The sequence below is a fragment of the Asticcacaulis sp. MM231 genome (genome assembly GCF_964186625.1).
Lineage (GTDB): Bacteria > Pseudomonadota > Alphaproteobacteria > Caulobacterales > Caulobacteraceae > Asticcacaulis.
Genome location: NZ_OZ075108.1, coordinates 257475 through 282384, shown reverse-complemented (window position 1 = coordinate 282384; position 24910 = coordinate 257475). Strand labels below are relative to the sequence as shown.

Annotated in this window: 24 protein-coding genes; 13 read left to right on the top strand and 11 right to left on the bottom strand. The window is 59.3% G+C overall.

What is annotated here, in order from left to right; genetic code table 11:
• Positions 1-166: 166 nt before the first annotated feature.
• The 5 genes from ABQ278_RS01320 to ABQ278_RS01300 are packed head-to-tail and all read left to right on the top strand — an operon-like array spanning position 167 to position 3236.
• On the top strand, positions 167-1555 hold the full coding sequence (locus ABQ278_RS01320; RefSeq protein ID WP_349320852.1) for an FAD-dependent oxidoreductase: 1389 nt from the start codon (positions 167-169) through the stop codon (positions 1553-1555).
• A complete protein-coding gene (locus ABQ278_RS01315) occupies positions 1555-1839 on the top strand; it encodes a DUF1365 family protein (RefSeq protein ID WP_349320851.1) in 285 nt (94 codons plus the stop codon). Before ABQ278_RS01320 ends, ABQ278_RS01315 begins: the two co-directional genes overlap by 1 nt.
• Positions 1820-2257: a DUF1365 family protein gene (locus tag ABQ278_RS01310; RefSeq protein WP_349320850.1), complete on the top strand. Its 438-nt coding sequence runs from the start codon at positions 1820-1822 to the stop codon at positions 2255-2257. The genes ABQ278_RS01315 and ABQ278_RS01310 overlap by 20 nt, the downstream gene beginning before the upstream one ends.
• Positions 2248-2382, top strand: coding sequence for a DUF1365 family protein (locus ABQ278_RS01305; protein ID WP_349320849.1), 135 nt, complete (start codon positions 2248-2250; stop codon positions 2380-2382). Before ABQ278_RS01310 ends, ABQ278_RS01305 begins: the two co-directional genes overlap by 10 nt.
• The gene (locus ABQ278_RS01300; protein WP_349320848.1) at positions 2379-3236 is read left to right on the top strand and encodes an alpha/beta hydrolase; all 858 of its coding nucleotides are present in this window, start codon (positions 2379-2381) and stop codon (positions 3234-3236) included. Before ABQ278_RS01305 ends, ABQ278_RS01300 begins: the two co-directional genes overlap by 4 nt.
• On the opposite strand, the gene ABQ278_RS01295 is transcribed toward ABQ278_RS01300, so the two are convergent.
• From ABQ278_RS01295 to ABQ278_RS01275, 5 genes are all read right to left on the bottom strand, one after another.
• Entirely contained in the window at positions 3226-4737 is a 1512-nt protein-coding gene (locus ABQ278_RS01295; protein WP_349320847.1) for a tryptophan halogenase family protein, read from the bottom strand. The genes ABQ278_RS01300 and ABQ278_RS01295 overlap by 11 nt on opposite strands.
• 92 nt (positions 4738-4829) lie before the next feature.
• Positions 4830-6566 carry a TonB-dependent receptor gene (locus tag ABQ278_RS01290; protein ID WP_349320846.1) on the bottom strand — a complete coding sequence of 579 codons (1737 nt, stop codon included), beginning with the start codon at positions 6564-6566 and terminating at the stop codon, positions 4830-4832.
• Positions 6512-7606, bottom strand: a complete 1095-nt coding sequence (locus ABQ278_RS01285) for a TonB-dependent receptor plug domain-containing protein (protein WP_349320845.1) — start codon at positions 7604-7606, stop codon at positions 6512-6514. The genes ABQ278_RS01290 and ABQ278_RS01285 overlap by 55 nt, the downstream gene beginning before the upstream one ends.
• A gap of 381 nt (positions 7607-7987) precedes the next feature.
• Positions 7988-9010, bottom strand: coding sequence for a LacI family DNA-binding transcriptional regulator (locus ABQ278_RS01280; RefSeq protein WP_349320844.1), 1023 nt, complete (start codon positions 9008-9010; stop codon positions 7988-7990).
• Positions 9011-9118: 108 nt separating this feature from the next.
• Entirely contained in the window at positions 9119-11221 is a 2103-nt protein-coding gene (locus tag ABQ278_RS01275) for a glycoside hydrolase family 97 protein (RefSeq protein WP_349320843.1), read from the bottom strand.
• Between the two features lie 612 nt (positions 11222-11833).
• Here ABQ278_RS01275 and ABQ278_RS01270 point away from each other — a divergent pair.
• A complete protein-coding gene (locus tag ABQ278_RS01270; protein WP_349320842.1) occupies positions 11834-14266 on the top strand; it encodes a glucan 1,4-alpha-glucosidase in 2433 nt (810 codons plus the stop codon).
• Positions 14267-14416: 150 nt separating this feature from the next.
• Here ABQ278_RS01270 and ABQ278_RS01265 read toward each other — a convergent pair whose 3' ends face one another.
• The 4 genes from ABQ278_RS01265 to hrcA all read right to left on the bottom strand — a co-directional run bounded on the left by ABQ278_RS01265 (position 14417) and on the right by hrcA (position 18304).
• The gene (locus ABQ278_RS01265) at positions 14417-15784 is read right to left on the bottom strand and encodes a M28 family peptidase (protein ID WP_349320841.1); all 1368 of its coding nucleotides are present in this window, start codon (positions 15782-15784) and stop codon (positions 14417-14419) included.
• 73 nt (positions 15785-15857) lie between these two features.
• Positions 15858-16373: a hypothetical protein gene (locus ABQ278_RS01260; RefSeq protein WP_349320840.1), complete on the bottom strand. Its 516-nt coding sequence runs from the start codon at positions 16371-16373 to the stop codon at positions 15858-15860.
• 216 nt (positions 16374-16589) lie between these two features.
• The gene (gene grpE, locus ABQ278_RS01255) at positions 16590-17198 is read right to left on the bottom strand and encodes a nucleotide exchange factor GrpE (RefSeq protein ID WP_018082917.1); all 609 of its coding nucleotides are present in this window, start codon (positions 17196-17198) and stop codon (positions 16590-16592) included.
• Positions 17199-17230: 32 nt separating this feature from the next.
• Positions 17231-18304, bottom strand: coding sequence for a heat-inducible transcriptional repressor HrcA (gene hrcA, locus ABQ278_RS01250; protein WP_236621614.1), 1074 nt, complete (start codon positions 18302-18304; stop codon positions 17231-17233).
• 130 nt (positions 18305-18434) lie between these two features.
• On the opposite strand from hrcA, the gene ABQ278_RS01245 reads away from it, so the two are divergent.
• The gene (locus ABQ278_RS01245; RefSeq protein WP_349320839.1) at positions 18435-18788 is read left to right on the top strand and encodes a hypothetical protein; all 354 of its coding nucleotides are present in this window, start codon (positions 18435-18437) and stop codon (positions 18786-18788) included.
• 70 nt (positions 18789-18858) lie between these two features.
• Positions 18859-19614 (top strand): ribonuclease PH, encoded by a 756-nt coding sequence (rph, locus tag ABQ278_RS01240; RefSeq protein WP_349320838.1) that lies wholly within the window; start codon positions 18859-18861, stop codon positions 19612-19614.
• Positions 19615-19804: 190 nt separating this feature from the next.
• Here rph and ABQ278_RS01235 read toward each other — a convergent pair whose 3' ends face one another.
• Entirely contained in the window at positions 19805-20014 is a 210-nt protein-coding gene (locus ABQ278_RS01235) for a helix-turn-helix domain-containing protein (RefSeq protein WP_349320837.1), read from the bottom strand.
• Complete coding sequence (locus ABQ278_RS01230) at positions 20011-20532, bottom strand: DUF2975 domain-containing protein (protein WP_018082923.1); 522 nt, start codon at positions 20530-20532, stop codon at positions 20011-20013. Before ABQ278_RS01230 ends, ABQ278_RS01235 begins: the two co-directional genes overlap by 4 nt.
• 117 nt (positions 20533-20649) lie before the next feature.
• On the opposite strand from ABQ278_RS01230, the gene rdgB reads away from it, so the two are divergent.
• From rdgB to gshB, 5 genes are all read left to right on the top strand, one after another.
• Positions 20650-21261, top strand: coding sequence for an RdgB/HAM1 family non-canonical purine NTP pyrophosphatase (gene rdgB, locus ABQ278_RS01225; RefSeq protein WP_349320836.1), 612 nt, complete (start codon positions 20650-20652; stop codon positions 21259-21261).
• Positions 21262-21406: 145 nt separating this feature from the next.
• Complete coding sequence (hemW, locus tag ABQ278_RS01220; protein WP_349320835.1) at positions 21407-22585, top strand: radical SAM family heme chaperone HemW; 1179 nt, start codon at positions 21407-21409, stop codon at positions 22583-22585.
• Between the two features lie 3 nt (positions 22586-22588).
• Positions 22589-23455, top strand: a complete 867-nt coding sequence (rsmI, locus tag ABQ278_RS01215) for a 16S rRNA (cytidine(1402)-2'-O)-methyltransferase (protein ID WP_349320834.1) — start codon at positions 22589-22591, stop codon at positions 23453-23455.
• Positions 23448-23825, top strand: a complete 378-nt coding sequence (locus ABQ278_RS01210; protein WP_349320833.1) for a YraN family protein — start codon at positions 23448-23450, stop codon at positions 23823-23825. Before rsmI ends, ABQ278_RS01210 begins: the two co-directional genes overlap by 8 nt.
• 55 nt (positions 23826-23880) lie before the next feature.
• Positions 23881-24834: a glutathione synthase gene (gshB, locus tag ABQ278_RS01205; RefSeq protein WP_349320832.1), complete on the top strand. Its 954-nt coding sequence runs from the start codon at positions 23881-23883 to the stop codon at positions 24832-24834.
• Positions 24835-24910: the final 76 nt, after the last annotated feature.

The following is a 24910-nucleotide window of genomic DNA, read 5'->3' as shown; positions in this document are numbered from 1 at the left end:
GGTCAAAGAGCATTTTATCCCGTATCAGAAATTCGCATCAGATTTTTGCTGTTTCAGGGAGTTTACGCCGCCACCAGCGGAATGGATCATGACGCATACGGAATAGTTTCCTAAAGATAGGACATAAGGCGGTGATCCGTGTCAGGGTGTGGCGCGTAGACCTTTCATGACAAGCCAAGACAGCAACGCCACCATGTTCGATTCCATCCCGCAAAAAAAGCAAAGTGTCGCCATCATTGGCACCGGCATTGCCGGCCTGTCGGCGGCCTGGATGCTGAACGACACCTGCGATATCACGGTCTTCGAGAGCGAAGCCGAGGTCGGCGGTCATAGTCACACCATCAATATCGGCAGTGAGCAAAAGCCGCTGTGGCTCGATATGGGCTTCATCGTTTTCAATGAGCCGTGCTACCCGAACCTTGTCCAGCTTTTCAAGCACCTCGGTGTCGAGCATCAGCTTTCCGACATGTCGTTCGGCGTGTCGATCGACAAGGGTAAGCTGGAATATTCCAGCCTCGGTTTGAAGGGCCTGTTCGCCCAGACGCGAAACCTGTTCCGCCCGCGCTTCATCAGCCTGCTCCTCGACATCATGCGCTTTTATCGTGAGGCGCCGAAGGATCTGGCCGCCCGCGCCCGCGAGGATTACCGCTTGGGCGACTATCTCAAGGACCGCAATTACGGCCGCGCCTTTATCGACGATCACCTGTTGCCGCAGGCCGCCGCCATCTGGTCAACGTCGGCCAATCAGATCATGGACTATCCGTTCCGCGCTTTCATCGCCTTCTTCGAAAACCACGGCCTGTTGCAGATCATGGACCGCATCCTGTGGCGCAGCGTCATAGGCGGGGCGCAGGCCTACCTGAAAAAACTGACCCCCAGTTTTGCCGATCGCATCGTCACCAGAACCGCCATCCGCACCGTGCAGCGCGACCGTAACGGCGTGGTGCTAGTCGATCAGCATGGTCAGCAACACGCCTTCGATCAGGTGGTTTTCGCCACCCATGCCAACACGACCCTGAGCCTGCTGGCCAACGCTTCCGAAGCCGAGGTCGAGACGCTGAAAGCCTTCACCTATACGCCGAACGAGGTGGTGCTGCACACCGACACCGCCTTCATGCCGAAGCGACGCGCCGCCTGGTCGAGCTGGAACTATATGGGCGAGCGCTCGGCCTCCAACGAGCAACAGCTTTGCGTCACCTACTGGATGAACCTGTTGCAGGTGCTGAAAACCGACAAGAACTACTTTGTCACGCTCAACCCGACGCACGCCGTCGATCCGGCCAAGGTCATCAAGCGCATCGTGTTCGAGCATCCGCTTTTCAACAGCGAGGCCATAGCGGCGCAAGAGCGGCTTGGCGATTTGCAGGGCCAGAACCGAAGCTGGTTCTGCGGCGCCTATTTTGGTTCTGGCTTCCATGAGGATGGCCTGCAATCAGGGCTGGCGGTCGCCGAAGCGATCACCGGAAAACGCCGGCCTTGGGATTTCGACTGGAGCCAGAGCCGCATCCGCTACAATCCATGGGCGCCTGACTCGGTTCTGGCGGCCGCCGAATAATGGCGGCGCCCCATATCGAAGCGGGCCTTTATGTCGGCGACGTGATGCACCAGCGTTTCGCCCCGAAACAGCATCGCCTGAACTATCGCATCTTTCAGGTGCTTTTGGATCTTGACCGTCTGGACGATGACCTGAAACAGACCAAATGCCTGTCGCGCAATCGCTTCAACCTGTTCGGCTTCTATGACCGCGATCATGGCCCCGACAAGGCCGCCGCGCATACCGGCACGCTCAAGGACCGAATGATCCGCCTGCTGGCCGGGCATGGACTTCTACGTCAATAGCGATCGCCTGTTCCTGCTGGCCATGCCGCGCATTCTCGGCTTCGTGTTCAATCCGATCAGCCTCTATTTCGTGCAAGCATCGGATGGCGCGATGAAGGCCGTGGTCTATGAGGTCAACAATACCTTCGGCGACCGTCATTCCTATGTCCTGCCGGTGCGCCAAAACGTCTCAAATCAGACCCATCGCCCTATCCATCAGGCCGCTGACAAGCGCCTGCATGTCTCGCCCTTCATGGATATGGACATGGCCTATGACTTCGAGCTGATCCCGCCGGAAGATACCTTCGTGCTCAATATCCGCCTCAAACAGCAGACGGATGGCGGCATTTTCCGCGACATGCTGTTCGCCGGCTTCACCGCCAAACGCGAAGCCTTGCGCGACAGCGCTTTGTTACGACTTTTTTCGCCATGCCGCTGATGACGCTGAAGGTGGTGTGGGGTATCCATTGGGAGGCCGCGATCCTGTTTTTCAAGGGCATGCGCCTGTGCCCTAAGCCGCCGACCGAAAAATCGAGCGCCAGCTTTAAGTCGATAACGAGATGATCTTGACGAAACGCACCCTTCTGTCCGCTCTCGGTCTTGGCGGTATCGGCACCCTGCTGGCGGGCTGCAATACGCTCAGCCTGTTCAACACCCTGACACCAAAGGACGAGGCGGTGCGCGTGGCGCGCGATGTCCCTTATGGCAACCTGCCGCGTCAGACCTATGATCTCTATGCACCGAAGGGTGTGGCCAGGAACCTGCCGGTGCTGGTGTTTTTCTATGGTGGCGGCTGGAATACCGGCGCAAAATCCGACTACGCCTGGATGGGTCATGCCCTGGCGGCGCTCGGTTATCTCGTCGCCATTCCAGATTACCGGCTGGTGCCGGATGTCGTCTATCCGGCTTTTCTCGAAGACAATGCGCGGGCTGTGAAGCACGTCATGGCCCATGCGGCCGAACACGGCGGCGATCTCTCGCGACTCGGCGTCATCGGTCATTCGGCCGGCGGCTATGCCGCGGCGATGATGGCGCTTGATCCACGCTATCTTGGTGAGCCATCGCCGCTCAAGGTTTGCGTCGGCATTGCCGGACCCTACGACTTCTACCCCTTCGATGTTCAGGCCTCGAAAGACGCCTTTGGTCAATGGCCAAAGCCGGAAGAGACGCAACCCATCCACTATGCGCGCAAAGTCGATACCAAATTCCTGCTCCAGCAAAGCCGCTCAGATACGGTGGTTGGCGTGCACAATGCCGTTAATCTCGACACGCGCCTGAAGGCCGCTGGCACCGACGTGACCTTGCAGCTTTATGACGGCCTGACCCATCAGGATACGGCGGCGGTCTATTCCGTGCCCTTCCGCAAAAAGGCGCCGTTGCGCGCCGATGCGGCGGCGTGGCTGAAGGCTAATCTTTAAACGCCTGACAATACTGGGCGATGTAATCGACATGGCTTGGAATCTTCGGCAAAAGCGTATCGTAGATCTGCCGGACATGGGCCATGTAGTCCGCAAGGCTGTCATCCGGCACGGTCAGGGCCAGGGGTGAAAAGCTTTCCGGCATGACGCCCTGACCGATCAGCACCTGCACCCAGTTCGCCTCCTTGAATAGGTCATCCTCCTCGACCATGACACGGCCATGCTGGCGGAAATAGTCTATCTTGGTCGCCAGACTATCGGGCATCGCCATGGTGCGACAATGGTTCCAGAAGGGGCTGTCATCGCGCTTCGTCGCCTTGTAATGCAGGACGAGGAAGTCGCGGATCAGTTCGTATTCGCGTTTGGTCTTGCGGTTATATTCATCAATTTCCGGCTGGTTGAATCCGGTATCGGGGAACATATGGGCCAGCCGCTGCAGCGCCGATTGCACCAGATGGATGCTGGTCGATTCCAAAGGTTCCATAAAACCGGAAGCAAGCCCCAGGCTGACACAGTTCTTGACCCATGAGGATTTGCGGCGGCCGGTGACAAAGCTGATCAGGCGCGGTTCGGCCAGCGCTTCGCCATCGAGATTATTCATCAGGATATCGCGCGCCGCGTCGGCCTCCATGAAGGCGCTGGAAAAAACGTGACCGTTGCCGGTGCGGTGCTGCAAGGGGATGCGCCACTGCCAGCCGGCCGTATGGGCGCGCGTCCGGGTGATGGGCCGCAGCGGTCCGGCTGCTTGGCACGGCACCGCCCAAGCGCGATCGCAGGGCAGAAATTCCGTCCACGCTTCATAGCCGGATTTCAAGGCACCTTCGATCAATAACCCCTGAAAGCCGGAGCAATCGAGGAAGAAATCACCGCTGATGACCTCGCCTGATTGCAGGGTCAGGCTTTCGATAAAGCCATCCGTGCCGCGCAGATTGACGCCGCTGACCATGCCTTCGCGCCGGATGACACCCTGCTTTTCGCAATGGCCGCGCACATATCGGGCCAGCAGGCTGGCATCGAAATGCAGGGCGTAGTTCATGCCCTCCATATTGGGCGTATTGGGGATGGTGCGCAGACGACCGAAGCGATTTTGCTGCGCCGCCAGCGCGTTCAGGCTGTAGTCCCACAGACTGCCGGCCTTCCCGGCCTGATATTGCCGTAGCCAGTATTGATGGAAGGGCAGGACTCCGAGCGGGTTACCGGGTGCGCCAAACATATGGCCGTAGCTATGGCCTTTTTCATACCAGTCGTGAAATTCGATACCGAGCTTGAAGGTGCCCTGCACGTGCTTCAGCAGGTCGTCTTCATTGATGCCGAGAAACACCAACAGATTGACCAGCGGCGGAATCGTCGCCTCACCCACCCCGACAATCCCGATCTCATCGGATTCGACCAGGGTGATATCAACCGTGCGGCCCAGCACGCGCGCCATCATAGCTGCGCTCAGCCAGCCGGCGGTGCCACCACCGAGAATGACGATCTTTTTGATAGGGGCAGCGGGCATGATGTCCTCGGTTTTCTTAAGCTTACACTTTTCACAACAAAAACACCCGCCGATCGTTAGACCGGCGGGTGCAACTGTCTATGTTCAACGTCTTAGAAGAACTTGTAGTTCACGCCGAACAGATAGGTCGAGCCGTAGACTTCGTGACGCATCACGTTGTTCTTATTGCCCTTGGTGTAGAGCTTGAACGGCTCGTTGGTGATGTTGGTCGCCGAGAAGGACAGCGACAGACCCTTCAACGGGCTGCTCTGGAACTCGTAACCTAGTTGGGCGTCGAGCAGGGATTCCGCCGCGACATAACGGCTTTGCAGGCTGTTGGTGTAGTCCGGCACTTCGCCGAGGAAGTCGCCGCGATAGCGGTTGGACAGCCGGGCGGAGAAGCCGTACTTTTCATAGTAGATGGTCGTATTGATGACCTTCTTCGACAGGCCCGGCAGATCGATCGGGTTGGTGCCCGACGGATTGATTTCCGAGTTGTTGAAAGCAGCCGACAGGATCAGACCGAAACCGTCGAGGTAAGACGTGACCATATCGCCCGGCACGGAGATTGTGGCTTCGAGCCCCTTGATCCAGCCGCCGCTGCCGTTCTGCATGACCGAAACCGTACCGATGCGGTTGGCGTTGGCCAGGCTGTAAAGCGCCGGATTGGCATTCGCCGGCAGGGCAGCGCCGGTATAGTCACGCAGCAGGGTCTGGTTGAAGATGTAGGAGTTCAGAGTCTTGTGGAAGCCCGCGATCGAGACATAGCCCTTGCGGCCGAAATACTTTTCCCACGAGATATCGACGGCGGTTGCCTTCCAGGGTTTCAGGGTCGGATTACCGCCGGAACCGGACCAGTAGTAGGAATTGCCGCCGAACTGAACCGGCTGGTTGCCGTCAGCGATGGCCCCGTAACCGACACCGGCCGCCATATCGTCCATGCGCGGGCGGGCGATGGTGACGCCGGCACCGACGCGCAGGGTCATGTCGTCCGCAATGGCGAAGTTGAAGTTGGCGCTCGGCAGGATGTCCGTATAGTCGGCGCTTTCCGATTTCAGCTTGGTGCCGGTGGCGGTGCCATCGGTGAAGTACGACTTGGCCGTCTGCTTGGCGTGCTGCGACTGGACGCCGATATTGCCGGTCAGCGGATAGCCGAACAGTTGGGTATCGAGGTCGGCCTTGACGAACAGTACATCGATATGTTCATCGACGTTCCAGGTGCGCTTGACCGAATCCTGGCTGACATCCTGCACGAAGCCGAAATAACCATCATTCCACATCGCCAGGCTGTCATAGGAGATCATGCCCGATGAACCGCCAAGGAAGGTGGCATCGGTCACGCCCATGCGATACTTTTCAGGCACGACAGCCTGAATACCGGACGGCAGGGTGATGAAGCCCTCGACGCCCTTCTTGTCCTTTTCGCGGTGCGTGCCGGTATAACCGAAGCTGACGCTCGAGAAGACGTTATCAAGATGACGTGTGGCGGCGAGCTTGATCGTCGTCAGTTCGTCCTCGATGTGCGGCGCCTTGACATAGCCGGCACGGCCGACCGGGCCACCCCAGCCGCCCGGATCGGTCAGGAAGGTGGTGTCGAAGTTGGAATAATCGACCACGCCGGACAGCGTTGAGAGGCCGTATCCATCGGGCGTATCAAAGGTGATCGTGTCCTTCGGGCCGCTCTTGTTAAAACCGGTGCCGGCGGTCGATTCCAAGATGATGTCGTCGCGCTCGACCTTGGAATAGGCCAGATCGGCCATCAGGTCCCAGTTATCGTTGAGCTTGTACTGCGTGTTCAGGCCAACGGCATCGAGCGACGCCTTGCGGTCATTGGTGTAGTTTTCGACCACAGCCGTGACGTTATTGAAAACACCGTGCGTGACGAAGGTGTTGCCGGCAGTATAGCCAGCCGCCAGTTGGTTATCACCCAGGCCAGCGGATACTCGATGCGGGCGATCTTTTGCAGTTCGCGGAAATCCGAGTGGTAGGCGTCGAGCGTCATGTGAAGCTGGTCGTTCGGCTTCCATTCCAGAACACCCATATAGCCATCGCGCGTCAGGTTGGACGAGATGATGCCATCCTTGGCGCCACCGAGGATCAGCAGATCCTGATCGGCGGGCAGACAAGCGCCGCAGGTCGGATAACCGCCGTCACCCCAGGGCTCCTTCTTTTGCACCTGATAGGGCGAATCGGTATGGGCGTAACCGAGCGCCAGACCGATGGTCTTGTTGGCGAACTGGTCGATATACATGAGCGAATACCGATTGCCGGTATTCTTCATGCCGCCGATGGCCGCGTCTTCGCTGTTCTGCTCCCCACGGACATTGATCGCCGCCGCGCGCTTGCCATAGGCCAGCGGACGGACGGTCTGCAGATCGGCCGTACCGGCGATGCCCTGCGTGGTCATGCCAGCGTTCGGCGTCTTGTAAACCAGAACCTGCGAGATCAGTTCCGACGGATACTGGTCAAACTCAACCGAACGGTTGTCGCCGGTGGAGACCTGTTCGCGGCCATTCAGCGTGGTGACGGTATAGTCAGGGCCAAGGCCGCGAATGGAAAGCGACTGGGCGCGGCCATTTGTGCGCTGGGCGGCGATGCCCGGCAGGCGGGCGATCAATTCGGCGATCGAGGCATCGGGCAGCTTGCCGATATCTTCGGCCGACACGGCTTCAACGATCTGCGCGGATTTCTTCTTGGCGGAAATGGCGTCCTGAATACCACGGCGGATGCCGGTCACGACGATGGTCGTCGTATCTTCTGCGGGGGCAGCAGCGGCATCCTGGGCCATAACGGGCGCTGCGAAAGCGCAGGCCGTCAGAATGGCCGCGGTGGCGCCGCAGGTCAGCAGGCGTGCTCTGAACGCTGCTGTGTGGCCCTTGGAATTAAGCATAGTGAGTTTCCTCCTGGTGTTGCGTTTTGATATGACAACGCTTGTCCCGTTCTTTGCGGGACATTCGCCTTTTGACATCTCAACCCTCAATGACACTCTGACGGCGTCTGTTGTGGCGACTATCTATCGCACACCATATTTTTTGCAAGGCTTTGCAAAATTTTGCATTCTAAGACCTGTACTATTTGTAATAATGTGGCTTTGAGGATACGAAAAACGCATTTTTCACGACAACTTGCGCGTATATATAATACAATCTGTCAAATAATGCTTCGCAATAACGCATTGCGGGCGCTTTTCATTTTTGACAAAAAGTTTAAAAAATTGCAAATTTATGCAAATGTAGCGCTAACATAGGTAAAACTCCTGCTGCGCCCAAGCTCAGCCGCCGCAAGATTCGCGCACCACCAACTCTGTAGACAAGATTTCAGTGTGAATGTCGTCGTTGGAAATCGAGCCGATCAGCTTGGACACCATCAACTTGCCGGCGCGCGCCAGCTCCTGTGAAATTGTCGTCAGGGCCGGACGGGTGAGGCTCGCGAGCTGGATATTATCATAGCCTACCACCGACACATCATGGGGCACGCTGCGGCCGGCGCGCATCAGGCCTCGAATAGCGCCAAAGGCGATGATATCGGAACAGGCAAACAGACCGTCAAAGGCCAACCCCTTGTTGATCAGCGTAAGCACGGCGGCTTCGGCCGAGGCCAGTTCGAAATGCGTGGGTACGACAAGCTTCGGATCGTAGGTGAGACCCGCTTCGGCCAGAGCGCTGAGGTAGCCCTGAAAGCGCTGCTTCATCTCGGTGCCTTCGGTTTCACCGAAATAGGCGATGCGCTTGCGTCCCAGGCGGGCGAGGTGCGACGTGGCGCGCGTGCCGCCTTGCAAATTGTTCGAACCGACCGTGCAATATTTCTGACCGGGCAGTTCCTGGCCCCAGACGATGAACTTGTTGGTCGAATTGGCGAGGTGGTTGAAGCGATCGTGCAGATAGCTCTGACCAAGGAAGATGACACCATCGGCCTTGATATTGGCCATCAGGGTAGCGAGGTCGTTCTGGCTTTTGGGCGTCAGGTGCGACAACAGGAGATCGCAGCCCATATCGCGCGCCGCCTCCCCCACAGCCGAAATCATTTCCTGATAAAAGGGGTCGGAAAAGCGACCTTCGCGGCCATGCGGCGGCGGGATAACGATGGCAATGGTGGCCTGAGAGCCGCTCATCGACATCGGCATGTCCTGATTGAGCACGTAATTGTGGTCGCGGGCGATCTTCCAGACACGCCGCTTGGTGACACGATTGACGGCGGGCGAATCATTGAGCGCCCGCGAAACCGTCGCCACCGAAACGCCCGCAATCTTGGCCAGATCCTCCAGCCTTATCTTGCCCGAAATGTTGTCCATCATCCCTCAACCTCGTCCGTTTTGCACGGACCAGGACTGAGACAACACAAATTTATGAGTGAAAGCAAGTGCTTTCGGAGTTATGAAAAAAGCTTAATCGACAAGCCAGGGCTACTTTCTGGCTTTTGATTTACCGAGCGCCTTGAAACGGATCGCCTCGCCACCACCCGGCGCCATGCGCACCTTCAGCGTATCCGCCGCCGTCACCGTCTTGTCTTCGATGACGATATCAAAGCGCGCATCCCCGGTCAGTCCTGCGTTCGGACCGTCACGGTAGATCTGGGCCGTATAGCTGCGACCGGGCTCCAGGAAGGTCAGAGGCACATCGACGCTGCGTTCGTTTTCATCGGTCACGGCACCAAGATACCAGTCGTCCGACGCCTTGTCCTTGCGCACGATGGTGGCGAAATCGCCCGGTTCGCCATTCAGCGCGATCGATTGCTCCCAGTCGGTCGGCACGTCCTTGATGAACTGGAAGGGCTTCGGGTACTTGGCGTAGTTTTCCGGCAAATCAGCCGCCATCTGGATCGGCGAATAGAGCACGACATAGAGCGCCAGTTGCTTGGCCTGCGTCGAGGCGATCGGCTTGCCTTGACCTTGCAGGCTAAGGATTCCCGGCGTGAAATCCATCGGCCCTGACAACATGCGGGTGAAGACGAGATTGGCCTCGTGCTCCGGCGGATTCTGCGGTTCACCCCAGGCGTTATATTCCATGCCGCGCTGGCCTTCACGCGACACCCAGTTCGGATAGGTGCGGCGCAGGCCGGTGTCCTTGATCGGCTCGTGTGTATCGATGGCGATGTGATATTTGGCGGCTGTGGTCACATTCAACAGGTAGTGGCGCACCATTTCCTGACTATCGTTCCAGGCGTAGCGGATGCTGCCGTCCGGCGCCTTGACGCGGGCGCCGCCAGCATCGGCGACATAGCCGGTCTTCACCGAATCGACGCCGTATTTCTCGTACAGTTTGAAGCCGGCTTCCATCTGCGGCTCATAGACCGAGACATTGCCCGAGGTCTCGTTATGTCCAACCAGATGGACACCCTTCTTCAGGCCGTAGGCGGAGATGGCGGGCAAATCGAAATCCGGATAGCTTTCGGTGAAGGAGAAATTATAGCCCTTGCCAAACCAGTCTTCCCAGCCCTTGTTCCAGCCCTCGACCAGCACGCCGCGGAAGCCATTTTTGGCCGCGAAATCGATATAGGCCTTGGTGTTGGTGGTGGTGGCGCCGTGGCGTGGACCGGCTTCCCAGGTCCAAGTGTTGAGGTGCATGCCCCACCAGATGCCGACATATTTATACGGCTTGACCCATGACACATCACCCAGCTTGTTGGGCTCGTTGAGGTTCAGGATCAGGTCCGAACCATTATAGAGCGCTGCGGCGGAATTGGTGATTTGCAACGTGCGCCACGGCGTTGGGAACGGCGCATCGCGCACCACCGGCGCACCCATGGCCGAAGGGGCAAGGCGCGCTTTCAGACGCTGGCCATCGACGCGGCGCAGCCACATGGCGGCATAGTCCACCAGAGCCGCTTCGTGGAACGAAATATAGAGCCCCTTGTCGGTCTTGAGGGTCATCGGCGTCTGGGCTTCGCTGACCTCATCGAGCGGTGTCTTTTGATAAAGATATTCCTCGCGGTTCCATTCGCCGGCGACATCCCACCAGGCGGTCGCCTTGTCGGCCACAGCGAACTCGGTCAGTTCGTCCATGATCTCCAGCTTGTGGAGTTGCGGTTGATCAGGGAATTCGTAACGGAAGCCCAAGCCGTCGTCATACATGCGGAAAACCACGGTCATCTTGCGGTCGTCCCACGTCTTCTGGACGACATTGACGCGCAGTTCGTTATAGTGATTGCGCGTGAAACGGCGCTCGCCCCACGGCTGTTCCCAGGTGTCATCATGCGCGCTGACATTTGCGGTTTCCAGTGCGAAATAACGGTCGAACTTCGGCGCATTGGCAAGGATGAGGCCCAGCCGCGACGGCGCGATCACCGTCTGGCCGTTGCGCGTGATCTGATAGGACAGGTTGCCATCACCGCTCAACATCACATCGACATGCAAAACCTTGCCGGGTGAATCGGCGCTGGCGATGGTCTGGAATTTCGGCGCCGCCTGCGACGCCTGTGAAACATCGGCGGCCGGTGCTGCCTCCTGCGCCAGGGCCGGTGCCACGTTCAAAGCGGCACCTGCGAGCAGGGGGAAAACGAAGGTCATAAGGCGCGGCCTGAAAAGCATAGCGATGTTCCTGTCCTGTAATTTTTATACTGTGGGCTTAAGCCAATTGTCCCCCCGGCAAAAGCCCTCCGGGGCCCATGAAGCGCCTGCATACGTATTCAAAGGCGCAAACGGGGGCTGAATACGTATTCAAATTGTCTGTCTCCCAGGCAAACGATAGGTTGAGGCAACTGCGTAAACTTAAGCGTCTCTTTCCCGTGCACAGTGTGTATTGGATAGCAGATGTAAGCGCTTACACATTCTTTTCAGGCCGTCAATCGAGTTGTCTCCGGACGTCTTTGCATTGCCCGCCATCCTGCCATTTCGATCGTTGTGACGCGATCGGGATACACCAATTACAGGCGTCTGTTTGTAAGCGGTATCTTCTCAACATAAACTCCCCCTTGATCCTAACGGTTCAAGGGGTTTTTTGTGCCCACGCCGTCCCGTAAGTTCGCTGGATTCGTATTCATAACGAAATTCAAGCCGTGAATACGTATGCAGCGCGACGACACCCCCGCTCTTTGACATAATCACCGCAAGCACCGCACCGAAGCGGTTATAATCAATAAGATCCGAGCCGCACCGGCGCTTCGGATGCAGGAGAAGCGTATGGAATACCGCGTTCGTAGACATGTTCTGGCCGCCTGTGTCAGCCTGCTGGCCGTGGGCGCCGGTCTGCCCACCCTGGCGCAGGAGGCTATGCCCGATCATAACCCGACCGTGATCGCCGATCCAAAGGCAACGGATGGTCCCGGCAAGCCCTCCCCCTGGGCCTATTCGGGCAAGCAGGGCATCGGCAGCGCTTACGAGGCCTATAAGGATTTCCAGTTCTCCGACAAGTCCACTACCGGCACCGTGTCAAAGGTATGGTTCTCGCTGGCCGAGGGCGTGGTGACCGAGACCATGTACGGCCTGATCCATCAGGCGCAGATCCGCGAATTGCAGATCGCCGTCACCGGCAAGGGCTGGACCGCTTTCGAGCGCACCGACACCATCAGCCATGTCAGCTATATCCACACCGACAAGGCCGGCCGGCCGCTTTCGCCCGCCTACCGCCTGACCAATACCGATAAGCAGGGCCGCTTCGTCATCATCAAGGACGTCTTCACCGACCCCGATCGCCAGACCCTGATGGTGCGCGTCACGGTCAAGGCGCTGAAAGGCCCAGTCACGCCCTATGTCATCCTTGATCCGTCGATGGCCAATACATCCGGCGATGATCTGGGCCACGCCAACGTCACCAACCTGCAAGCCTGGCAGGGAAATGTGGCGCTCAATCTTTCGGCCAGCGTGCCTTTCAAAAAAGCGACTGTCGGCTATACCGGCGTCAGCGATGGCATCGCCAGCCTGACCGCTTCGCAGACCCTGGGTGAACTGCACAGTGCGGCTAACGACAAGGGCAATATCGTGCTGGTGGGTCAATTGCCGGTCGTGACGAAGCAGACCACAGTCGATCTGGCCGTAGGTTTCGGCGCCACACCGAAAGCCGCCGCCGCCGAATCCGCCGCCAGTCTGAAGACCGGCTACGCCAAGGTGCTGGCCAACTTCAACGGCGAGGGCAAGGCAGTCGGCTGGGAGGACTACCTCGCCTCGCTCTCCGAACTGAAAAGCCTCATTCCCATCTCGGAAGACAACGGCAAGCTGCTCTATGCTTCGGCCCTGATGCTGAAGGTGCAGGAAGACCACACCGCCGCCGGCGCTATGATCGCCTCGCTCAGCAATCCGTGGGGTGATACGGTCACCGCTGATGTCTCCGCCACGGGCTACAAGGCCGTGTGGCCACGTGACTTCTACCAGGTCTCGATGGCGCTGGCCGCCCTGGGCGACAAGGCAACGCCGGTCGCCGCCTTCCGTTACCTGCCGACCGTTCAGGTCAAGGCCAGCACACCCGGTAATACCGGCGCCACCGGCTGGTTCCTGCAAAAGGCCCATGTCGACGGCACGCCGGAATGGGTCGGCGTCCAGCTTGACCAGACCGCCATGCCGATCCTGCTCGGCGCCCGTCTGGAGCAACTGGGCCTGATCCCGAAATCCGAACTGATGGCCTCGTGGCAGACCATGCTGAAGCCCGCCGCCGATTTCCTGAGCCACGGCGGCACGGTCGGGCTCGACTGGAACCACGCCACCATCACCCCGCCCTATAGCCAGCAGGAGCGCTGGGAAGAGCAGGAGGGCCACTCGCCCTCCACCACCGCCGCGGTGATCGCCGGCCTGGTGGCTGCCGCTGATATGGCCACACAGGCAGGCGATTCCGAGAGCGCAAAGCTTTACACCGCCAAGGCCGATGATTATTCCGGAAAGCTGGAACAGAGACTTTTCACCGCCACCGGCAAGCTGCGCGGCGACAATAAACCCGCCAGCTATTTCCTGCGCATCTCGCGTTCGGACGACGCCAATAATCCCGGCACACTCGATGATCGCAATGGCCTCAAGGGTCTGCGCGCTGACCTGATGGTCGATGCTGGCTTCCTGGAGCTGGTGCGCTATGGTGTGCGGCCAGCCGATGACAAGGACATCGCCGCTTCGCTGGCCGTGATCGACGACCAGACCCTGCCGGACAGCCTGCGCGTGCGTTACGATTTCCATTTCCCCGGCGCGGGCGTGACTGTGCCCGGGTTCAGACGTTACGGCAATGACGGCTATGGTGAAGGCACGAACGGCGGAAATTACGGCTCGATGTCGCCGGATCAGCGCGGCCGCGTCTGGCCGATCTTCACCGGCGAACGCGGCCATTACGAACTGGCGGCGGACATCCTGAAAGCCGGCGGCGCCAGCGTTGCCGACGTGGCCGTCCTTCGCGGCACCTATATCAGGGGCATGGAGCTGTTTGCCAACGAAGGCCTGATGATCCCCGAACAGGTCTATGATGGCGTCGGCTCGAAGACCGCGCACGACTATGTGGTGGGAGAAGGCACCGACAGCGCCACGCCGCTGGCCTGGTCACATGCCGAATATGTCAAGCTGCTGCGCAGTGTGCGTGACCGTCAGGTCTGGGACCGCAATGCCACGACATACCAGCATTTCAGTAAGGTCAAGGATTAAGTCTCAACCCTCTTTGGCCCAACTCAAGCCCTCGTCATCCAAGGATGGCGGGGGCTTTTTTCTTACCCTGCGGGCCGGCGTCACTGCTCGAACAAGCTCCGTAACGGCTGCGAGATGTGTGCGTTACAAAACCAAGGGAACGCCCGATGATTACTTCGCGCCCGGTTTTCCCCCCGGCTTCCATTCGGGTTTGAAATCGCTGTTGATCAGATATTCCACCGGCACGATCAGCGACTGAATAGCGGCGGTCATGAACGGTAGATCGAGATGAGCGATATCATCCGTCTTGTCATGATAGGTCGGGGTCACGGCCCAGCCGGAAATCGTGTGCGCGACGATGCCCTTGAGCGCCAGCGAGTAGTTGTCCGAGCGCTCGAAGAAGTTTTGTTCCGGATAGGGATCGGACGCGATCAAAGCGCCCCTGGCTTTCAGCGTTTCGCCCAGATTGGAACGCTCGAAGCCGGTCATCATCAGCTCGCCCTTAGCCATCTTCGGATCTTGCGCACCGATCATCTCAAATTCGAGATTGGCGACGATCTGTTCCAGCGGAATCGGCGGATGATCGGCGAAATAATGCGAACCCAGACCGCCGATTTCTTCCGAACCGTAGGCGACGAACAGCACGCCGCGTTTCGGCTGAGGCGCTGCCGCCAGAGCATGCGCCACCTCCATAACCGCCACCGTGCCCGAAGCATCGTCATTGGCGCCGTGCATGATGGTGCCATCGGCCTGCACGCCGAGGTGATCGAGATGCGCGGTGACCAAAATCACGCCGGCCGAAGAATCGCTGCCCGGCAGATAGGCGATGGCGTTGCTCGTCAGTGCCTTTTCCAGCGTCACCTCACCCAGATCGAGCGCGCCGGTCGCGGCCTTGTTAGCGACGAAGCGATCAAACGCCTTCGCCGGCAGGATGGCAATATCGGCCAGACCGGATTTCGGCGGCGACTCTTCGAGATAACTGGCGACAGACGGCGCGCGGGCTCCGGTGCCATAACGCGCCTGCAAGGCGGCATTATCGCGGAACACGACCAGCTTGGCGCCCTTGGCCAGAGCCGCCCGGCTCCAGCCACCGGCGGTCGCCTTGCCCATATTGGCGATGAGCACGATATCGGCGACCGGCAGCTTGGCCGGATCATCGCTGGTGGCCACCGCCACCGTGCCGCTGACGGGTTTGGCCGAAGTATAGATCAGGCGAAAGCCGTCGCTCGCCGTGGCGTCACCGATTTTCAGGCTGACCGGACCGCTGATCTTCGGCTTGATGACGCCGGCGGTCTGGATATAGCCGTCCATGCCAGGTGCGGGTTTCAGCCCATAGCTCTGGAACTGCGCGGCCACGTAAGCGGCGGCTACGGCCTCGTCATGCGTGGCGCTGCCGCGACCGCGCAAGGCGTCCGAGGCCAGAAAGGCTTCGTGGGCGCTGACCCAGTCCTGTTTCACCGTCCATGGCGTTTCGGCCGATGCGCCAGTGGCAACAAACGCCAACAGGCTGGCGACGAGGACAAGACGGTGTTTCAGCATGGATAGACCTTTGAATGACGTCAACAGTGTTAAGTTTGGTTATAGCGGACGTCAAGGTGATAGCCGGTCATGACTATCTGCGTGCGATAAGAGATTTTATGGTGTCAATAACCGCTTCGGCTTCTGATTGAGTTTCGATCCATGGCAAGCGAAGCCATTTGCCACTCTTTAGTTGCAATTTGGCGGCCCACAAGTACTGTACCTTGCAGTATAGTTGGGTTGCCACCACGCTGGACATAAGCCAGACATCGCGCCTGGCACCTATTCGACGTTCGATTTGCTCTTCAGTAATCGTCCAGCGGATATCGGAACGAAAAACAAGGGTGAAATTCCAAACTGCAAAACCGATAAACATGAAGGCAAGACCGACGTACTCAACTCTTCGATACATCAGACCAGGCTTGGACAAGTCCAATCGATGGCCGAAAATTATAGATGGAAGCTGAGGAAAGGAGAGCGACCACCCTTCAATTCGCACGCCGGACATTTGCCATAATATCCAGGCGAAGAAGAATAAAAAAAGCGCCGACGCAAATCCAAAGGCGCGGAGAAACAAACCAAATTTAAACTTTAGATAGATTGGCAACATTTCTCCCCCTAAACTCAGGGAAGTCTATGGTTAAGTCATTGTCAAGCCACAACATATAGCCGTGAACAAAATGGAAACCGGGCGATGTCAGTGATTCGTCGCTGATTCGTTTCCGTGTCGTTCGTGGATTCGGAACAAAGCCGTTTACCTTTGAGTCGCGCAGAAAAAAAGCCCCCGCAGCAGAACTGCGGAGGCTTCATCTGAAAGGAAAGAATCCTACTCGGCTTGCGTGTCGACGCGGTCACCGGCGTCGGCACCATCACTGTCATAGCCGTTCTTGACCGGCGCGGGTTGCGCAGCCGACTTGGCGGCCACCGCCACCATGGCCGGACGGATCACGCGGCCGAACAACTCGTAGCCGGCCTGCATGACCATGATGACGCAACCGCCTTCGACGTCGGTCGAGGGCTGTTCCATCACCGCCTGATGCATATGGGGGTCGAACTTGTCGCCCTTCATCGGCGCGATCTTCTTGACACCGTTCTTCTCGAACGCACCGGCCAGTTCCTTCTCGGTCATGTCGATGCCGGCGATGAAGTTCTTGAAGGCCGGATCGCTGACATCGGCAGGCACCGACGACAAGGCGCGTTGCAGCACGTCGGCCACGCCGAGCAGGCCCTGGGCGAATTTCTGGATGGCGAAGGCGCGGGCGTCATTGCCTTCGCGTTCGGCGCGGCGCTTGGTGTTTTCGGCGTCCGCAGCGTAGCGCAGCGCCTGTTCCTTGAGCGCGGCGTTTTCGGCCGTCAGCTTTTCCAGCTCGGCATTGAGCAGTTCGGTCGCGTCCTGCTCAAGTTCGTTACCGTCGTTTTCGATCTCGTCACTCATCTCGTCGTCCTCTTAAACATATCGGGCCACCCCTACTCAAGCAGGCGACCCAGAATTCGGGCGGTGTAGTCCACAAGTGGGATGATGCGGGCGTAATTCAACCGGGCGGGCCCGATCACACCGATCGCACCCATGACTTTCGCCGCGCCCTTTTGCGGGGACACCATATAGGGGGCTGCAATAACAGCCGAGCCCGACAAAGAAAACAGTTTCGACTCCGATCCGATGAAAATTCGCACCCCTTGGGCATCCTTCACATCATCGAGCAGGTCGATCAGCTCTTCCTTCTGCTCCAGATCCTCGAACAGCGAACGCACACGCTCCAGATCTTCAAGGCTCTGGGTCTGCTCCACCAGATTGGCGCGGCCCCTTACGATCAGGGCGCGCTTCTCCTTGTCGCCGCCGGACCACATGGCCAGGCCGTTCTCGATCAGGGTGGCCGCCGCCTCATCGAGCTTGCGCCGTTCGCTGTCCAGTTCGGATTTCAGCTCCAGGCGCGCCTCGGAAAGCGTACGACCCTTGAGGTGGGTGTTGAGATAGTTCGACGCCTCACTCAGTACCGACGGCGTCATGCCCGGCGCCAACGGCATCAGGCGGTTTTCCACCCGGCCGTCGTCGAACACCAGCACGGTCAGGGCCTGTTCGGCGCTCAAGGATATAAACTCGACGTGCTTGACCCCCGCCTCAAACGACGGCGTCATCACCACGCCGGCGCCACCGGCCAGACCGGAGAGCAGGTTCGAGGCAGCGTGCAGCGCCTGATCGAAGGTTTGCCCCTTGCCGGTCAGGCGGGCCTCGATATCGCGTTTGGCATCTTCGCCGATATCGCCGATCTCCAGCAGTCCATCGACAAACAGGCGCAGCCCCTGATGGGTCGGCATCCGGCCGGACGAGGTATGCGGCGCCGACAGCAGGCCCAGGTGCGCCAGATCCTGCATGGTGTTGCGGATCGAGGCCGGCGACAGATGCACGCCATTGCGCGACACCGTGCGCGAACCGACCGGCTCACCGGTCTCCAGATAGGTCTCGACCACATGGCGGAAAATGTCGCGCGCGCGCTGATCCATTTCGCTCAAGGAAGCGCCGGAATTGAGCAGGCCAGTCATGTGGGGAGGCAGTTTCATCATCCGTCAGTGTAGCAAAGCTTTAGCCTGAGCGCCAAGGGGTAAAAGCCGGGCCACAATTGCGCCACAAAGTCAGCGAAATCTGTCAGACATCGCTTATCGGGAGGCTGTCATGCGTGCTCTATCCATTGCGTCCGTTCTGATTCTGGCCGGAATGGCTACCGCCGCCGGCGCCAAGGACTACACCTATAGGGCGCCCGCCGCACCGGCTGTCGCCGAAGCGCTGCAAACCCCGGACAAACCGCGCGATCCTGAGACTTACGCCCCGCTTCAGGATGTCAGTCAAACGACCGCCATCGATCCGACGCCCGGCCTGATCCGTCCCGCCACGCGCATCGCCGATACGAAGCAGCATGACGATGAGCATCGCGGCTTTGTCTGCGCAGATAAAAAATGCAAGACACAGGCGCCGGTTTACAACACCCGCACGCCGCTGGAGCAGGAACAGGGCCGCCTTCCCGGTTAGGTCAGTTTTTTTGGTTTCACTCGCGGGCGCGACCTGTTAGGGCAGGGGCACATTTTCAAGAGGCCCCACCATGTCCCACTTCGATGCCTTGTCGGCACTGAAAACCATCCGTCCGTCCAACCGCCAGCCCGACCAGATGCGTGTCGTGACGCTGGAAACCGGCGTAACGCGCTATGCCGAGGGCTCGTGCCTCGTCACCTTCGGTCACACCAAGGTGCTGGTCACCGCTTCGCTCGAACAGGGCGTGCCGGGCTTCCTCAAGGGCAAGGGCCAGGGCTGGGTGACGGCCGAATACGGCATGTTGCCGCGCTCCACCCACACCCGTTCGCGCCGTGAAGCCGCTAGCGGCAAGCAATCCGGCCGCACGCAGGAAATCCAGCGCCTGATCGGCCGCTCGATGCGCGCCATTATCGACCTCAAGGCGCTGGGCGAACGCCAGATCACCCTTGATTGCGACGTGCTGCAGGCTGATGGCGGCACCCGCACCGCCTCGATCACCGGCGCCTGGGTAGCGCTTTCCATGGCCTGCAATAAGCTGGTGGCCGACAAGATCATTGAAAAGTCGCCGATCATCGATCAGGTCGCTGCCATTTCCTGCGGCATTTTCGAGGGCACACCGGTGCTCGATCTCGATTATGACGAAGACTCAAACGCCGAGACCGACGCCAACTTCGTCATCACCGGCAATCTGGACGCGGTCGAGATCCAGGCCACCGGCGAAAAGCGCGGCTTCTCGCGGACTGAATTCAACAGCCTCTACGATCTCGGCATCAAGGGTGCGAAAGAACTGTTCGACCTTCAGAATGCGGCTTTGGCGGCAGAGTAACCTTGGCCATGTAGGGCAGACTATTCTTAAGGGCTATCCACAGATTGCACAGATTAACACAGATGATGAGTGTCAGCGGCCTGTCTTAAAACCGGTGCGTCTTGCCTGTATCAAGGCGTAAATGGAGCCATAAAGCCCTTTACTTAATCTGTGATAATCTGTGCAATCTGTGGATAAACCTTCTGACTGTCTAACTCTCGTCCATCATATATTCGATCAGTTCACCCGGCTGGCAGCCAAGCGAACGGCACAGGCAATCAATCGTCTTCAAGCGCAAGGCCAGCGCCTTTTGATCGCGCAGCACTTCAAGATCGCGCACGGTAATCCCCGTCCGATCCGACAGTTCTACAATCGACAAACGTTTGCGCGCCAGCACTTCAGCCAGCTTCAACTTAATCATATCGTGTGGTCCACTTCCTGCCGCAGACGTGCGCCTTCCTTGAAGACCTCGGCCAGCACGAACACCACCAGCACGGCGAACCAGGTTGTCACGGCGCGCAAGCCATAGATCGGCTCGAAATGGACATGCAGGATGCCCGAAGCGCCGGCCCGCACCGCATAGCTGAAAATCTCCATCGCCCCCAGCCCGAAGCCAATCCAGCGCAGGCGAATGGTGTTGTCGGGATGGAAAACATCGCCTTCCGCCAGGGTCTGGAAGATCTTGCGCGTCCAGTGCATGATGACGAGGTAGCCCGCCAGCGACAAACCAAACGCCACGAACATGACGGTCAGAGACCCGGCCGACAGATCGCCGGCGATATGGAAGCGCCGCACCGATTCCGATGCCAGGTTTGGGACCGACAACAGACACACCGCCGCCACGACCACCACGAAGATCAGGCTATAGAGGCCATAATAGACGACATCGATCGCCGTTTTGAGCAGGCTGGATATGGAGCGCGGACCAAGCAGGCGCATAGAGATCTTCCTAAACTTACCCAAATATCCTGTCACAACAATCACCTGAAACACAAGTGACCTATTTGTAAGGTGATCAGGATCGGCTACAAGGCGCTCACAACGAGAGAGATATCCATGAGCCTGCAACTGATCCCCGGCGCCCGACTGATCGCCGCCACGCACAATCCCGGCAAGGCGGTCGAGATTTCCGCCATGCTGGAGGGCCGCTACGAAGTGATCACCGCCGGCTCGCTTGGTCTGGCCGAGCCGCCCGAAACCGAGGTCAGCTTTATCGGCAACGCCATCCTGAAAGCGCGTCATGCCGCCATGAGCGCCGGCATCGTGGCGCTGGCCGATGATTCCGGCCTGAGCATTGAGGCGCTCGATGGCGATCCCGGCATCTACAGCGCGCGCTGGGCTGGTCCGAACAAGGATTTCGACCGCGCCATGGAGGTGATCGAGCACAAGATGCGCATTGCCCGCGAAACAGAGGGTAAAACGAGCCTCAACGCCTGGTTCACCTGCGCCCTATCGGTGGCCTGGCCGGAAGGTCATGCGGTGGTGTTCGAGGGCCGCGTCGATGGCCGCATCGTTTTCCCTAGGCGCGGTGACAAGGGCTTCGGCTACGATCCGATCTTCCAGCCCAACGGCTATGACATCACCTTCGCCGAAATGGATCCGGACGCGAAAGACCGCATCAGCCACCGCCATCTCGCCTTCGAACAACTGCGGGCGGCGCTGTTTTGACCAGCGGAGAAAAGCCTTTCCCCTCGCCCCGTTTACGGGGAGAGGGTGCTGCGAAGCGGCGGGTGAGGGGCTATCTATCCGGCGCCCAAGGCGCCCCTCATCCGGCCCTGCGGGCCACCTTCTCCTCGCAAGCAGGGAGAAGGGTATGACCCCGCTTGCCCTCTATATCCACTGGCCCTATTGTTCGCGCATCTGCCCCTATTGCGATTTCAACGTCACGCGCGACCGTGGACAGGCCTCGCAACGTGCCCTGTTCGAGGCCATCCTGCGTGACATGCAGATACAGGCCGAAGGCCTTGGCCCGCGCCAACTGGCCAGCGTCTTTTTCGGCGGCGGCACCCCTTCGCTTCTGCCGCCGGCATGGGTATCCGAACTCATTGTACAGGCGAAACATCTTTTTCCGTACACGGACGATATTGAAATCACACTCGAAGCCAACCCGACCGACGCCGAGATTTCGCGCTATGAAGGCTTCCGCGCCGCCGGTATCAACCGCCTGTCGCTGGGAGTGCAATCGCTCGATGACGCGGCCCTGAAATTCTTAGGCCGCAACCATTCCGCCGCTGAGGCCATTCGCGGCATCGAAACGGCGCAGAAGGTCTTCGGCCGCGTCTCGCTCGACCTTATCTACGCCCTGCCCGATCAGACGTTAGACGCCTGGGAAAGCGAACTGCTCGCCGCCGCGGCCCTCGGCATCGAGCATATCTCGCCCTATCAGCTCACCATCGAGCAGACCACGCCGTTTGGCCGCGCCGTCAAACGCAAACTATGGTCGCCGCCGGAAGAAGAGCTGGCCGAGAGCTTCTATTTCCGAACACTCGACACGCTGGAATCGCTCGGCTTTGAAGCCTACGAGGTCTCCAATCACGCGCGCGGACTCGCCGCCCGCTCGGCGCACAATGTCCTGATCTGGGAAGGCATCGACTATATGGGCATCGGCCCCGGAGCGCATGGACGCTTGACACGTTTTAACGTGGCAAGCGGACAGACGCGACAAAACGAGAATGCCGCGCATGGGCGCTTGACGCGCGACGGCGTGCGCCACGCCACCATCGCCAACCGCGACCTGAAAGACTACACCGCCGCCAAAAACCCGATCGAATCCGAAGTCTTAAGCCCTCTGGAAGCCGAAGAAGAAGCCCTGATGCTGGGCCTGCGTCTGGCAGAAGGTGTGGCGCTCAACCGCCTGCCGACCCTGCCTATCATTGATAAAGCCGCCCCCCTGATCGCGCAGGGCTTTATGGACCTGACACCGGATCGCCTGCGCGCTACGCCCAAGGGCCGGGTTGTGCTGGACCGGCTGTTGTTTGAACTGCTAAGCTGAACCATGGAATCTTTCACCGCTCCCCCGCCGCGTCCTGTCAGCCCCGGCCTCTATATCGTCGCGACGCCGATCGGCAATCTACGCGATATCACCCTGCGTGCGCTCGATGTGCTGCGCGCCGCCGATGTGGTGCTGGCCGAGGATACGCGTGTCGCCGGCAAGCTGCTGGCCGCCTACGACCTCAAGAAAAAGCTGCTGCGCTATGACGATCATGCCGGCGACAAGATCCTGCCCGAAATCCTGCAACGCCTCGCCGATGGCCAGATCATCGCCCAGGTCTCCGACGCCGGCACCCCCCTGATCAATGATCCCGGCTTCCAGCTGGTTAGCGAAGCGCAGAAGGCCGGCGCCAAGGTCCACCCGATCCCAGGCGCTTCGGCGGTGCTGGCGGCACTTTGTCTGTCCGGCCTGCCGACCGACCGTTTTCTCTTCGCGGGTTTCCTGCCCAACAAGTCGGCGGCGCGAAAAACCTTCTTAAGCGCCTTCACCACCAATCCGGCAACGCTCGTCATGTTCGAGACCGGTCCGCGCCTGCATGAGTCCCTGAGCGATATCCTGAGCGTGCTCGGCGACCGCGAGGCCTGCGTCTGCCGCGAACTGACCAAGCTTTACGAGACCGCCCACCGCGGCACGCTTTCCGAACTGGTCGCCGATCCGGCGCTGGCCGAGCCCAAAGGCGAGATCGTGCTGGTCATCGCCCCGCCGACGGAGGCTGTCCCTTCCGCCGACAATCTCGAAGAAGCGTTGAAACTGGCTTTGGAGCAATATGCGCCGGCCGATGCCGCCCGCCAGCTTTCGGCCATGTTCGGCCTGCCGCGCAAAATGATCTACCAGATGGCGCTGGAGATGAAGAGCAAAGATCGTGGATAGGGCGCTTCGGGGGGCGCAGGCGCATAAACGCGGTCACCTGGCCGAATATATCGCGCTCGTGCACCTGATGCTGAAAGGCTACCGTATCCTCGGTTTTCGCTTGAAAATGCCGCAGGGCGAGATCGATATTCTGGCGCAGAAGGGCACGCGACTGGCCATGGTCGAGGTCAAGCAGCGCCGCAGTCACGAAGAGGCGATCGAGACCGTGTCCGCCATCCAGCAGGAACGCCTGTGGCAGGCCGGACTGGCGCTGCAGGAAAAGAAGCCGCGCCTGCGCAAGCTCGATCTCGTCATCGATCTCTACACACTCGCGCCCGGACAATGGCCGCGCCACCAGATCAATGCTTTTGAGAAAATCGAACGCTTCTGAACTTGCCATCCGCGCGTTCGCGTCTCATATGACGGACAGCATAAAGGAACACCCCATGAGCCTGCGCGTCGCCGTCCAGATGGACCCCATCGAGAATATCAATATCGGTGGCGACACCACCTTCCTGCTGATGATGGCCGCCCAGCGTCGCGGTCACACGCTCTGGGTCTATCAACCCGAACATTTGAGCTACGAGGACGGCAAACCCTTCGCCCGCGCCCGCAAGGTCACTTTGCGCGAGGTCAAGGGCGATCACGTTACCTTGGGCGACTTTGAAAAGCTTGACTTAGGCAACGATCTCGACGTCATCCTGATGCGCCAGGACCCGCCTTTCGATATCGCCTACATCACCGCTACCTATTTGCTGGAGACCGTCCACCCGAAAACGCTGGTGGTCAATAACCCGACCAGCGTGCGCGATGCGCCGGAGAAGCTGCTGGCGACGCGTTTTCCCGGCCTGCAACCACCAACCCTCATCTCCTCCGATCCAGTGGCGCTAAATGATTTCTTCGCCCGTCATGGCGACTGCATCCTCAAGCCCCTGCATGGCGCCGCCGGCAACGGCATCATCAAGCTCAAGGCCGGTGACCGCAATCTTGACGCCCTGATCGAGATTTTCGGCGGCATAAGCCGCGAGCCGCTCGTCCTGCAAAAGTTCATCCCCGCGGTCAGCGCCGGCGACAAGCGCATCATCCTGATCGATGGCGAGATCATAGGCGGCATCAACCGCGTGCCGGAAGATGGCGCCGTACGTTCCAACCTGCGCGTCGGCGGCACTGCCGAACCGCTGGTGCTCACAAAACGTGATCGCGAGATCTGCGAGATCCTCAAGCCGGTGCTCAAGGAAAAAGGTCTTATGTTTGTGGGTATTGACGTGATCGGTGATTATCTGACCGAAATCAACGTCACCTCGCCCACCGGCGCCGTGCAGTTAAAGGCCTTCGAGGGGGTTGATGCCGGTGAGATTTTGTGGGATCGGATAGCCGAGACGCTGCAAAGCCGCGCCTGATAACGAGGCCGGTTTTCGTCCAAAAACAGTGAACATACCGCGACTTGATCCGGCTTCTTACATAGAAGCGGGAGAT